The following is an 11,935-nucleotide window of genomic DNA, read 5'->3' as shown; positions in this document are numbered from 1 at the left end:
GAAGTGCGGGGTACCACTCAGCCCGGAAGGCGAACCGGCATCAGCAGGTACGTGTATTCGCTCGAGGGCGCAGCGAAGTTACCGGACTCGTCTGCCGTGGGCTCTTCCTCGGCCGCGGGGCGAAGAACAGCCGGACGGCTGGGAGTGGTGAAGCCGAACAGAACATTTTCGCTGTGAAGCGAGTTCAACCCGTCGATCAGGTAACCGGGGTTGAAGGCAATGGTGAGTGCTTCGCCCTGGAACGACGCGTTGAGCGTCTCTTCTGCGCGGCCGGCGTCGTCGCCACCAGCGGAGAGGAGCAGGCCGTCAGCGGAGAACTGCATGCGAACCTGTGCGCCACGCTCGGCGACGAGTGCTACACGCTTGATGGCCTCGATGAGAGGCGTGACCTCGACGGTTGCCATCGCGGTGTGCTGAGCGGGCAGCAGCTGACGGAACTTCGGGAACTCGGCGTCGAGGAGACGCGTCGTGGTGCGGCGTCCGTCGTTGACGATGCCGAGGAGTCCGTCGTTTCCGATGGTCGTACCGGAACCGAGAGCCAACTCGACCGGCGAATTTGCATTGCCGGCAAGCGTTTTCGCGGACTCGGACAGAGTCTTGGCCGGGATGAGAACAGCAGCTTGGACGTCGGGATTGGCCGGAGTCCACTCGAGTTCACGCACAGCGAGACGGAAGCGGTCGGTAGCGGCGAGGACGATCGAATTCTGTTCGATCTCGACACGGATACCCGTGAGCATCGGAAGGGTGTCGTCCTTGCCGGCTGCAACGGCTACCTGGCTGATGGCTTCGGAGAACAGGTCGACGGGAATGGACCCGGACTGCTGCGGAAGCGTCGGAAGCTGCGGGTAGTCCTCGACCGGCATCGTGGGCAGGGAGAACTTGGCGCTTCCGCACGAGATGAGCACGCGAGTGCCCTCGAGGGTCACATCGACCGGCTTGTTGGGAAGCGACTTGGTGATATCGGCAAGGAGGCGACCGGAGACGAGTGCCTGACCTGCAGTTGTGACATCTGCCGAGACGCGGACCTGCGCGGATACCTCGTAGTCGAACCCGGAAACAGTGAGGCCGGCTTCGGTTGCGTCGAGAAGAACTCCGCCGAGAACCGGCACGGGCGGCCTCGAGGGCAGGCTACGAGCAACCCACGCTACTGAATCAGCGAACTCTTCCCGGGAAACGCGAAACTTCAGGCTTCCAAGCTCCATCGCCGGGTTATTCCTCTCGGTAGGCATGTTCGTCTGCTGCGGATCTGCATCAGCTCACTTGAAGTCTGACACAGACCAAGCGATGCCCACCGTATGCCCTCGAGGGCGCAAGTGGAAAGCCGAAGCCGGGATGAGCGCAGCCTGAGGCGAGGTTCTCAACAGGAGTTGTCCCCAGAACTATTTTCAAAGAGCTTTTCCTAGGAAATTCTCAGTAGTAGTAATAAGTCCTGTGCAATCTGTGGAGCAACGGTTGTCGACGCTGGTAGGTCCCCTCGAGGGCCTGTGCACTTCTCGAGGACAGACTCGAGGACCAATCGACCCCCTCTGTGCACTCTCTGAAAGTTTTCGGATTCCTCCTCGAGAACTCCACAGACTTCGAGAGTTATCAACACAGTTATCCACAGATGTGAATACTTTTCACAAGAAACGAAGAGTTTGTTCTCATCGGCGTGTCCAACTCCGGCGTGTCGTCCCTCGAGGCGGACAACCGCCCTCGAGGGGATCGCACATAAACCCTTCGAATACACCGATGCCGCTCGAGGGAAACCTCTGCCTCGAGCGGCATCGATCGAAATAAGTGCAGGTCAACGCTTGGAGCGCTGCTTGATCCTTGCGGTCAACTCCTGAACCTGGTCGTACACCTTGCGGCGTTCCGTCATTTCCTTACGGATCTTCTTGTCGGCGTACATGACCGTCGTGTGGTCACGGCCGAACGTCTGACCGATCTTCGGCAATGACAAATCAGTGAGCTCACGGCACAGATACATCGAGATCTGGCGGGCCTGAGCGAGCGGCCGGGCCTTACCCGGCCCACACAGGTCGTCGATCGACATGTTGAAGTATTCGGCCGTCACAGCCATGATCGTCGCCGCGTTGATCTCGAGGCTCGACGAATCGGGCATCAGATCTCGCAGGACCACCTCGGCCAACGTCAGATCCAACGGCTGACGGTTGAGCGAGGCAAAAGCGGTGACGCGGATCAACGCGCCCTCGAGTTCACGAATGTTGCGCTCGATACGGCTGGCGATCAGCTCGAGGACGTCGTGCGGGACCTCGAGGCGATCCATCCTCGCCTTCTTGCTCAGAATCGCGATACGCGTCTCGAGCTCAGGCGGCTGAACGTCGGTGATCAGGCCCCATTCGAAGCGCGTTCGCAGACGCTCCTCGAGGGTTGCCAACTGCTTGGGCGGACGGTCCGAGGAAACGACGATCTGCTTGTTCGCGTTGTGCAAGGTGTTGAAGGTATGGAAGAACTCCTCCTGGATACCTTCCTTGCCCTCGATGAACTGGATGTCGTCGACCAGCAGGACGTCCGTTTCCCGGTAGCGACGCTTGAACGCGACCTTGCGGTCGTCACGAAGACTGTTGATGAAGTCGTTGGTGAATTCTTCGGTCGAGACGTACTTGACCCGCATTCCGGGGAACAGACGCTGTGCGTAGTGGCCGGCGGCGTGAAGAAGGTGCGTCTTGCCCAGTCCCGAAGCTCCCCAGATGAACAAGGGGTTGTAGGCACGCGCCGGCGCCTCCGCGATCGCGACCGCAGCGGCATGGGCGAATCGGTTGGACGAACCGATCACAAAAGTGTCGAAGGTGTACTTCGCGTTGAGGCTGTTGGCGCCGGACCCCGAAGCAGAAGGAGTAGCGGGCGGCTTCGTGAAGTACGACGGCCACGATTCGTGAACGCTCGCGAGTGCTTCGCGGTCGTCGTCGACTTCTTCGGTCTCGGCGGTCTCGGAGTCCGAGGGTTCGCCGTCACCTTCGGTGAATCTGCGACGACGGTATGCGCCCGAGCTGTTGACCGACTCGAACTGACGGCTGCCCGTGCGCTCCTCGACCGGTTCGGCGGGTGCGTCGGCATCGTCTTCGAGTGCGATGCGGACACCGAGTCCTTCGACCTGGCCGCCGAGATGGCGTCCGAGTGCCTGCAGGATCGGCTCGCGTAGATCGCGCTCGATCGTTTCTTGAGCAAATGGCGATGGAACCGAGAGGAGTGCAAAACCCTGAGCAAGTGTGAGAGGCCTCACCAGACGGACAAACGCCTTCTGCTTACTGCTCAAAGCCGGAAGATTACTTCCGGGGTCATCACTCGTGAGTTCTGCAACCACGTCGACCCAGACCCGTGCGAGCGCGTTGGGATCGTCGTTCACGTGGTTCCTTCCCGTGTTTCGCCGACAGTGGGTGTGCTGCAGCTGCCGAGCGTATGGCTGCGGCGTCGAATGATTCGGTGGATTACCACCCGGGGTGAGAACCCCGTAACAGGCTACGAATATGCCACCTGGGCTGTGTTTCCACACAATTATCCACAGATGTGGACAAACCTGCACTGAGTCGGTTTTTTCGTCAACCAAATTCGCTGAAGTGACCGAGAAATTGATCTACCTGCAACTTTGTCGGAACTCGAGGCGTTCGCCACTTGGTGTCGGGGATGCGTCAACACTCACAGCCCTGTGGATGAATGTGGAAACTCGGGATTCGGGGTCGCGTCCGGCACTCGTGCCCGTATGTGCTGATGAGGCCTTGTCGAGAGCATGCGCAGGTGGAACTGTCCGGCTTGCCTTCAGGCCGCCTGCAGTCCGTAGCGGAACTGTTGCCAAGGTCACACTTGCCGCCTCGCTCGAGGTCACGGCCGTATGCACACGGGAATTGGAATCTGCGGAATAATGCAACTATCGGCGTGTCGTCGCTGTTGCCGCGGAAGGACCTCGAATCGGGCTGGTTTGACCTTGGCAACGGTGGTAAGTAACCTCGAACGGTCACCCGCTGGTGGTGATCGCTTCGTGCTGGCTACATATGTCAGGTCGGATCGGTCTTCCAAGCCACAACGAGTGAAGTTGATTGTTCTGTACCTGTTGGATCCAAAGGCGCCGTAAGGCGTCGATCACTGAATGACGCCGGGAGGCGTCAATGAACTTCGAGGAGTGTTGACCGTGGCCAAGGGCAAGCGGACGTTCCAGCCGAATAATCGCCGCCGCGCGCGTGTTCACGGCTTCCGTCTTCGTATGCGTACCCGTGCGGGTCGTGCAATCGTTTCGGCGCGTCGCCGTAAGGGCCGCGATTCCCTCACCGCCTGATCTGATTTCGAGTTCAGGAGCTCGGGGTGTTGCCTGAGCCGTTCCGGTTGCGTCGCCACGCGGATTTCTCCGTGGCGGTGCGACGTGGGCGTCGTATGGGAAGACGCGACCTTGTCGTGCACGCGTTCGATCGCGAGCAAGTAGAGGCGCTGGTAGTAACAAATCACGGTCCCCGGTTCGGGCTGATCGTGAGCAAGGCTGTCGGGCCGGCGGTGATTCGACATCGAGTCGCACGCCGGCTTCGTCATATCTGTGCAGATTTCGTCGGACAGGTTTCGCCGGAGACAGACGTGGTTATCCGCGCACTTCCGGGCGCAGCTACCGCCAGTTCAGCCGAACTGGCCAAGCAGTTGCGTGGGGGCCTGACCAAAATGAACCTATTGGTGTCGGTAAGTGAAGAGCCATGAGTACTCCGCTCTCTGAGCAGATCGAGACTCCCAGAGCCTCCCGTGTCATCACGGTGTTGAAGGCTGTGCGTCGCGCTCCCGCCACTGTTCTTATCTTCTGTATCGAGTTGTACCGGACGTATGTGTCGCCCTTGAGGATGCCGACCTGCCGGTTCACCCCCACCTGCAGTGAATACGCGGTCGAAGCGTTGCGCACTCACGGGGCGATCAAAGGCCTTTTCTTGACTGTGGTGCGGTTGGCGAAGTGTGCCCCCTGGCATTCTGGAGGGTGGGACCCTGTCCCTGCCCGTCGTGACCGTGATGCGGGTAGCCGCCATAGCTGTCCGGAAGCACGCGCAGCGTGTCACAGTCCGACGGAAGAACAGAGGAGTACTTAGAGCCGTGCTCAATTTCATCTACTATCCGGTATCCGCGATTCTGTGGGTCTGGCACAAGGTCTTCGGGTTCATTCTCGGCCCGGACAACGGAATAGCCTGGGCGCTCTCCGTGGTGTTCCTGGTGTTCACCTTGCGTGCGGTTCTGTACAAGCCGTTCGTGAAGCAGGTCCGCACGACCCGCCAGATGCAGGAACTGCAGCCGCAGATCAAGGCATTGCAGAAGAAGTATTCGGGCGACCGTCAGCGCCAGGCCGTCGAGATGCAGAAGCTCCAGAAGGAGCACGGATTCAACCCGATCATGGGCTGTCTCCCGGTCTTGGCTCAGGCTCCGGTGTTCATCGGTCTGTTCCACGTCCTGCGCTCGTTCAACCGCACCGGCACCGGCATGGGCCAGCTGGGCATGAGCGCCGAGGACAACCTCAACACCCCGAACTACGTCTTCTCGGCCACTGACGTCCAGTCGTTCCTGGATGCTCGTCTGTTCGGCGCGCCCATCTCGGCCGCGATCACGACGCCGGTTGCGCAGCTTCAGGCTTACGTCACCGAGAACGTTCCCGAGCTTCCGTCACGGCTGAACATCATTCTCGTGGCCGCTCCGCTGATGATCATCGCCAGCATCGCGACGCACTTCAACTCACGCGCTTCCGTTGCCCGTCAGAGCGAAGCAGCTGCCGCGAACCCGCAGTCCGCGATCATGAACAAGCTCGCGCTGTACGTCTTCCCGCTCGGTGTTCTGGTCGGTGGACCGTTCCTCCCGATCGCGATCCTCCTGTACTGGGTGTCGAACAACATCTGGACCTACGGTCAGCAGCACCTCGTCTTCCGCAAGATCGACGCCGAAGAAGAAGCCAAGAAGCAGGAAGCGATCACTCGCCGAAACGACAATGCGCCCAAGCCCGGTGCCCGTCCGGATCCCAATAAGAAGAAGGGATCCCCGGCTGCGCTGAAGACCGCGGAATCAGCTGACGACGACGGCGACGCCCCGGAAGTTTCGCTCAAGAAGCCACAGCCGAAGCCCTCGGGTTCCAGTGGTGGTTCCACGTCGAAACCCAAACAGAACCGGCCACAGAGCAACCGCGGCAACTCCCCCAAGCGCAATAAACGGCGCTGATCCAGGAAAGAGAACGACCAATGTCCAGTGAAGCTGACATCGTTGTGGATGGAGAGAACGCAGACGTGAGCACCGAGACCACTGCGCCGGTTACCGATGTGGATGTAGACATCGACGATTCCGATGACGACCTGATCGAAGAGGGCGAGATCGCCGGCGACTACCTCGAGCAGTTGCTCGACGTGCTCGATTTCGACGGAGACATCGACCTTGACGTCGAGGGCGATCGGGCGATCGTCAGCATCGACGGCGGCGACGACCTGACCAAGCTCGTGGGACGCAAGGGTGAGGTTCTGGATGCCCTCCAGGAGCTGACTCGTCTGGCAGTTCAGCAGTCGACCGGAGAGCGCAGCCGCTTGATGCTCGACATCGCCGGCTGGCGTGCGGGCCGTCGTGAGGCACTCAGTGCTCTCGGTGCGGAAGCTGCACAGCGTGTTCTCGAGACCGGCGAACGCGAAGAGCTTGCTCCGATGACGCCGTTCGAACGCAAGATCGTGCACGACGCCGTCGCCAAGGTCGCCGGTGTTTCCAGCGAGAGCGAAGGCGCTGAGCCGTCTCGCCGAGTGGTTGTCCTCAAGGACTGACACTCCCCCTTGATCGAATGCGGGCCCCGGATTTCCGGGGCCCGCTTTTGTGTCCGAGAGGTGTTTCACGTGAAACCGAATCCGGCGGCACGGTGAAGGTCAGGTGCCTATCGTTGTCGACATGTCCCACGAGCGCTCCGGATTCCCTCTCGGATTGATGACCCTTGGGGCCTTGATAGGGATGCTCGTGTGCGGCCTGAGCTATTGGCCCGTGGTCTTCGAACTACAGCAGAAAATGGAAGTCCAGTCCTTTCCGCCGGGCGGTCTGAAGTATTGGCTCTGCTGGTTGTTGCGCTGGGAGTAGTCGCCGTCGTATTCATTCCACTTGCACTGGCATGGCGATCCGGGAGACCGGTCATGCTCAGCTTCGCGATTGCCTTCTTGTTCGTCGGGGGTGCACTGTGCATGTTCGGATATTCGATCGACAACATGCCGTACTACATGTGAGCCCCTCCCCTCCCCCAGGAGGAATAGTCGGCCTTCGTTTCACGTGAAACCGGATCGATGGTTGTTGCCCCGAGCCCTCGAACTCCGCCCCAGATTGCCGCCACAATGGATCACCGACCTGATGTCGTCAGGCCTGCTGGCAAGGTCGTCACCTTCGGCGCTGGCATCCGATGACCGACAACCCGCCAGCCCTCACTTCGACGACCCCCGGATTGCGGCGTCGTCAACAACGATCACGAAGGAAGTAGCATCCACACATGCACGTCGACATCGAAGGCGCCACCCGGATCGCCCGCCTCGCCGCAGAATTCGACTGGACCTGGGCCGTCGACGACCTGGAACCATTCTGCGCACAAGCCGGATGGGAACTCGTCGAACTCAGGCAAGGTGGCGCCTCGATACGGACGAACCTGCATGTCAGCCGGCCGAAGGCGCACATGTTCGGGCGGCAACACAGAATGAATTGGATCTCGATCTACGTCACGGATCTGGCTGATGCTGCTACTGCTGCTACGCCCATGACAGTGGTGCGTCCGCTGCTGGACGAAGGGTTCGCGAATCTCACTGCGGCACTGACTTCCGTCCTTCCGATACCCACGTACTCCGAGCCCGGACCTGAGGCAACTATCCGGTGGGACCTGCCTAAAGTGGTCGTCGAACTCGGTATGAGCCCCCGCGCGATCCACCTGCAACTGACGAGTCCGAAGTATCAGGCATGGGTGGATGAGCCCGAACCGGAGTACGAGGACGAGGACTAGCGATCGAGGTCGGCGAGATCGCACCCGGTGCGGAAACAGGTTTGTGCGCTCCTCACACGAATCGGACCAATCACATCGAATGGGCTTCGTCGCCACGCAAAGTCGATGATGCTGTTGCGGGCTTCGGGGTGAGATCGGCGGCGACTACTTTGCCAAGCGAACCGGAATCGACATCGCCTACACGGGCTCCGGTCCATAGACTGCGGACCGCGTCGGGGTAATCACGGGACCGCCCTGAGTTCGGTTGACTCGCGGGGTGTGCGCGATCGGCGCCGCGCCCACACCTGCTGTCGGTCTCGTCATGGGGGCGGATCCGGGCTGTTCGAGGTGGAAGGACTTCGCGGTGCCCGGATCGAACTGGTAAGCGGTGATCTTGTTGGTTCCGGGTTCGGTATGCACCAACAGGTAGTCGTAGTTGTTGCCGTCCACTCCTGCACCCAACGCGGATCTTAATCGCGCATAGCGTGCAGCGCTTTCGAGTCCAGGCGCAGGAATTCATCCTGCGCATCGGCAGGTCACCTGCTCGACTTTGATCTTCCCGCCGACACCGGTATCCACATCGAAGGCGAACTCTCCATGCGCACCTGTGGTGTGAAGCCCCTTGGATTGATTCGCGGTTTGTGATGCGAAGTCCGGTCTGCCGCACCAAGTGAATCAAGTCGATTGATGTATGGCTGGCAACAACTGGCGATGAGATACCGAAGCTGTCCGAGTTCTGGAATCGAAGACTGTTTTCCGAGTCGACCTACTGAGAGGATCTGACTGACCGAGTCCGTTCTGCAGTCCGTCGCCGGTGATCTTTTGCAACGACTTTTTTATCGAAAATTAGTCTTTTTGGGTCAGAATTCCATCCATGTAACTACCCACGGCAGTTTCGTCACTGTGATGATACTCAGAATTGCGCTGCTATCGGCATTCGGCCGGCCGGCTATGTTTCACGTGAAACGCGTCAGAATTGGAAGATTTGTCAGCGCGAGGTTTCACGTGGAACGTGAACCCCTCCCCTCCCCCGCTTGAATTTTGGGCCGAATACTTCCCAAAGAATGAACGAGTCGGCAGACTCACAGCGAGTCGGTGTGCAGAAGCGAACACATGTCGGCTCTAGAGCGGATAATGATTTCGGTCTTGATTGTTGATTTCGCGGTTTACGCGGGAGGATGTTTCACGTGGAACAGAATGGTGCGGCGTCGGTTGACTGGGACGAACAAGAGACTGCGCGCGCAGTGTTCGGTGACAGATATGAGATCGCGGAACGGTATTACCAATCCCTGGCGACAGATGGTGTCGAGCGCGGGCTGATTGGTCCCCGTGAAGTTCCTCGACTGTGGGAGCGTCACCTTCTCAATTGCGCCGTCATCGGTGAGTTGATCGCCGAAGGCGAGTCGGTTGTGGACGTAGGAAGCGGCGCCGGCCTACCCGGTATCCCTCTCGCAATCGCCCGCCCGGACTTGAAGGTGACTCTGGTAGAACCGTTGCTTCGACGCTCGGTGTACCTCGCGGAGTTCATCGAGTCCAACGGTTTGGACGTCTTGGTTGTCCGAGGGCGAGCCGAGGAATCGGGTGTCGTGAAGGAAGCGGGCGGCGCGGACGTGGTCACCTCGCGCGCTGTGGCGCCCCTCGAGAAGCTCGCGCGTTGGTCCCTTCCACTCATCCACGAGCACGGTCGGATGCTTGCACTCAAGGGCTCCAGCGCCGCCGAGGAGATCGAGCGGGACCGTACGGCGCTCACCAAGCTGGGCGCAGGTAAGTTGGAAATACTCGAATGTGGAGCCAAGATTCTCCGCACCCCCACTGTTGTGGTGAAGGCCGAACGTCTCCCGAAGCGCCGCCAGCGTTGATGATTTACACGCATGCAATCGAGAACAATGTACAGATGATGAGAGCACCTAGTGATCGATTCCCAATCGAAGGAGCAGTCAATGTCGGGTCGATCTGAATCCGCCGTTTCACGTGAAACACCGAAGCAGCAAACGAGCGCGGGTGCGGATCAGATCGTCAACGACGACGACAATTTCACCGCCCCCTATGCGGCGATCTCTTCGGAGGAGACTCCCATCGGGGCCGCCGCACATCGAGCGAGCCAGGTGCTTCATCCCCATTCGGTGACACTGCCGAAGCCGGCGTTCCGCCGCGTGATCACCATCGCCAACCAGAAGGGTGGCGTCGGTAAGACGACGACCACAGTGAACCTTGCGTCGGCGCTCGCTCTTCAAGGCCTCACGGTCCTGGTGGTCGATTTGGACCCTCAGGGCAACGCCAGCACAGCCCTGGGTGTCGTCCATACCTCGGGCACCCCCTCCAGCTATGAGTTGCTCATAGGCGAAGTGAAAGCCCCGGAGGCGATCCAGACCAGCCCGCACAGTGAGCGGCTTCTCTGCATCCCCGCGACGATCGATCTGGCGGGCGCTGAGATCGAATTGGTCTCCATGGTTGCCCGCGAGAATCGACTCAAAGGCGCGCTCAACGACAAGGTGCTCGCAGAACTCGACGTCGACTTCGTCCTCATCGACTGCCCGCCTTCGCTGGGACTGCTGACCGTCAACGCGATGGTCGCTGCCAAGGAAGTTCTGATCCCGATCCAGTGCGAGTACTACGCCCTCGAGGGGGTCGGTCAGTTGCTCCGCAACATCGAACTCGTCCAGGCTCATCTCAACCCGGATCTGCATGTCTCCACCGTCCTTCTGACGATGTACGACGGACGGACCAAGCTGGCCGACCAGGTCGCCGAAGAAGTACGCAAACACTTCGGTGAGGCCGTCCTGCGCGCTGTGATTCCACGCAGCGTGAAGGTGTCCGAGGCTCCCGGATACGGGATGACAGTTCTCGACTACGACCCGGGTTCACGTGGCGCCATGAGTTACCTCGACGCCGGCCGTGAACTTGCCGCCCGCTCTGCCACCACGACGACCCAGGAGCAGTGAGATGAGTCAAGCACGCAAAGGTGGATTGGGCCGCGGCTTGGCTGCTCTCATCCCCACTGGGCCAGCCACGGCGCCGGGTCTGGGATCGGCTGCAGCGGACGTCGTAATCGGCGTCGACAAGCGCAACCCCTCCCCTCCCCCACCGACCAAGGCGGCCCCGAAAACGCCGAAAGCCACCAAGGCGTCGGCTGCGAAGGCTCCGGTGGAAGCTGAGCCGGAGACCGAACTCGAGCCGACCGGCGCGGTCTATCTCGAGATCGAACCGAGCCTGATCGAGACGAACCCGAAGCAGCCTCGCAGCGTTTTCGACGAGGAAGCGCTCGCGGAGTTGGTTCACTCGATCCGCGAGTTCGGCTTGATGCAGCCGATCGTGGTCCGTCGTCACGGCGACAAGTACCAACTTGTCATGGGTGAGCGTCGCTGGCGCGCGAGCCAGGAAGCCGGGCTGGAGAAGATTCCGGCGATCATTCGTGAAACCGATGACGACTCGATGCTGCGCGACGCGCTCCTCGAGAACATCCATCGTGTGCAGTTGAACCCCCTCGAGGAGGCAGCGGCGTATCAGCAGTTGCTCGAGGAGTTCGAAGTAACTCACGAAGAGTTGGCCAATCGGATCGGACGTTCGCGTCCCGTCGTGACCAACATGATTCGTCTGCTGAAGCTGCCGGTGGCGGTTCAGCGCCGCGTTGCGGCCGGTGTGCTTTCGGCCGGCCATGCGCGCGCACTGTTGTCCCTCGAGGCGGGTGCCGACGCTCAGGAAGTCATGGCGGCGCGCATCGTCGCCGAAGGAATGTCGGTTCGCGCGACGGAGGAAGCAGTCACTCTGGCCAACCGGGCGGATAATGAGATCGCTCCCCCACAGAAGCGGAAGCCGATCGTGATGCCGGGTCTGCAGGATGTGGCCGAGCGGTTGTCGGACTCGTTCGACACCCGGGTGACTGTCAGTCTGGGCAAGCGGAAGGGAAAGATTGTGGTCGAATTCGGTTCGGTCGACGACCTGCAACGCATCGTCGGGATGATGGAAGCGCAGAAATCCACGTAGTGAACTCGGAAGCCC

The 11,935-nt window shown here is 60.4% G+C and carries 13 protein-coding genes; 10 read left to right on the top strand and 3 right to left on the bottom strand.

All coding sequences use genetic code 11. The annotated features are described in order from the left end of the window. Positions 1-17: 17 nt before the first annotated feature. Entirely contained in the window at positions 18-1,202 is a 1,185-nt protein-coding gene (gene dnaN, locus ACFQ6H_RS16980) for a DNA polymerase III subunit beta (protein ID WP_007729165.1), read from the bottom strand. A gap of 584 nt (positions 1,203-1,786) precedes the next feature. Then, positions 1,787-3,349 carry a chromosomal replication initiator protein DnaA gene (gene dnaA / locus ACFQ6H_RS16975; RefSeq protein ID WP_003942491.1) on the bottom strand — a complete coding sequence of 521 codons (1,563 nt, stop codon included), beginning with the start codon at positions 3,347-3,349 and terminating at the stop codon, positions 1,787-1,789. A 780-nt stretch (positions 3,350-4,129) separates the two neighbouring features. Here dnaA and rpmH point away from each other — a divergent pair. From rpmH to ACFQ6H_RS16940, 7 genes are all read left to right on the top strand, one after another. Next, positions 4,130-4,273 carry a 50S ribosomal protein L34 gene (rpmH, locus tag ACFQ6H_RS16970; RefSeq protein ID WP_003942540.1) on the top strand — a complete coding sequence of 48 codons (144 nt, stop codon included), beginning with the start codon at positions 4,130-4,132 and terminating at the stop codon, positions 4,271-4,273. Positions 4,274-4,299: 26 nt separating this feature from the next. Then, positions 4,300-4,680 carry a ribonuclease P protein component gene (gene rnpA / locus ACFQ6H_RS16965; protein WP_003942450.1) on the top strand — a complete coding sequence of 127 codons (381 nt, stop codon included), beginning with the start codon at positions 4,300-4,302 and terminating at the stop codon, positions 4,678-4,680. After that, on the top strand, positions 4,677-5,057 hold the full coding sequence (gene yidD, locus ACFQ6H_RS16960) for a membrane protein insertion efficiency factor YidD (protein WP_378633070.1): 381 nt from the start codon (positions 4,677-4,679) through the stop codon (positions 5,055-5,057). Before rnpA ends, yidD begins: the two co-directional genes overlap by 4 nt. Before the next feature lie 4 nt (positions 5,058-5,061). Beyond that, positions 5,062-6,168 carry a membrane protein insertase YidC gene (yidC, locus tag ACFQ6H_RS16955; protein ID WP_378539897.1) on the top strand — a complete coding sequence of 369 codons (1,107 nt, stop codon included), beginning with the start codon at positions 5,062-5,064 and terminating at the stop codon, positions 6,166-6,168. Between the two features lie 20 nt (positions 6,169-6,188). Beyond that, entirely contained in the window at positions 6,189-6,752 is a 564-nt protein-coding gene (locus ACFQ6H_RS16950) for a protein jag (RefSeq protein ID WP_003942504.1), read from the top strand. 273 nt (positions 6,753-7,025) lie between these two features. Then, positions 7,026-7,199: a hypothetical protein gene (locus ACFQ6H_RS16945; protein ID WP_378647404.1), complete on the top strand. Its 174-nt coding sequence runs from the start codon at positions 7,026-7,028 to the stop codon at positions 7,197-7,199. A gap of 257 nt (positions 7,200-7,456) precedes the next feature. After that, positions 7,457-7,957: a DUF6301 family protein gene (locus tag ACFQ6H_RS16940; protein WP_378647402.1), complete on the top strand. Its 501-nt coding sequence runs from the start codon at positions 7,457-7,459 to the stop codon at positions 7,955-7,957. A 177-nt stretch (positions 7,958-8,134) separates the two neighbouring features. On the opposite strand, the gene ACFQ6H_RS16935 is transcribed toward ACFQ6H_RS16940, so the two are convergent. Beyond that, a complete protein-coding gene (locus tag ACFQ6H_RS16935; RefSeq protein WP_378647400.1) occupies positions 8,135-8,386 on the bottom strand; it encodes a hypothetical protein in 252 nt (83 codons plus the stop codon). Positions 8,387-9,114: 728 nt separating this feature from the next. Here ACFQ6H_RS16935 and rsmG point away from each other — a divergent pair. From rsmG to ACFQ6H_RS16920, 3 genes are all read left to right on the top strand, one after another. Then, the gene (rsmG, locus tag ACFQ6H_RS16930; RefSeq protein ID WP_019746204.1) at positions 9,115-9,795 is read left to right on the top strand and encodes a 16S rRNA (guanine(527)-N(7))-methyltransferase RsmG; all 681 of its coding nucleotides are present in this window, start codon (positions 9,115-9,117) and stop codon (positions 9,793-9,795) included. 81 nt (positions 9,796-9,876) lie between these two features. Beyond that, positions 9,877-10,878, top strand: a complete 1,002-nt coding sequence (locus tag ACFQ6H_RS16925) for a ParA family protein (RefSeq protein WP_378633057.1) — start codon at positions 9,877-9,879, stop codon at positions 10,876-10,878. Position 10,879: 1 nt separating this feature from the next. After that, positions 10,880-11,920, top strand: coding sequence for a ParB/RepB/Spo0J family partition protein (locus ACFQ6H_RS16920; RefSeq protein ID WP_003942563.1), 1,041 nt, complete (start codon positions 10,880-10,882; stop codon positions 11,918-11,920). Positions 11,921-11,935: the final 15 nt, after the last annotated feature.

Source organism: Rhodococcus sp. NPDC056506, from assembly GCF_042794945.1.
Classification (GTDB): Bacteria; Actinomycetota; Actinomycetes; order Mycobacteriales; family Mycobacteriaceae; genus Rhodococcus_F.
Note: the sequence above shows the minus strand (reverse complement) of the source record. Positions and strands in the feature narration are given on the sequence as shown.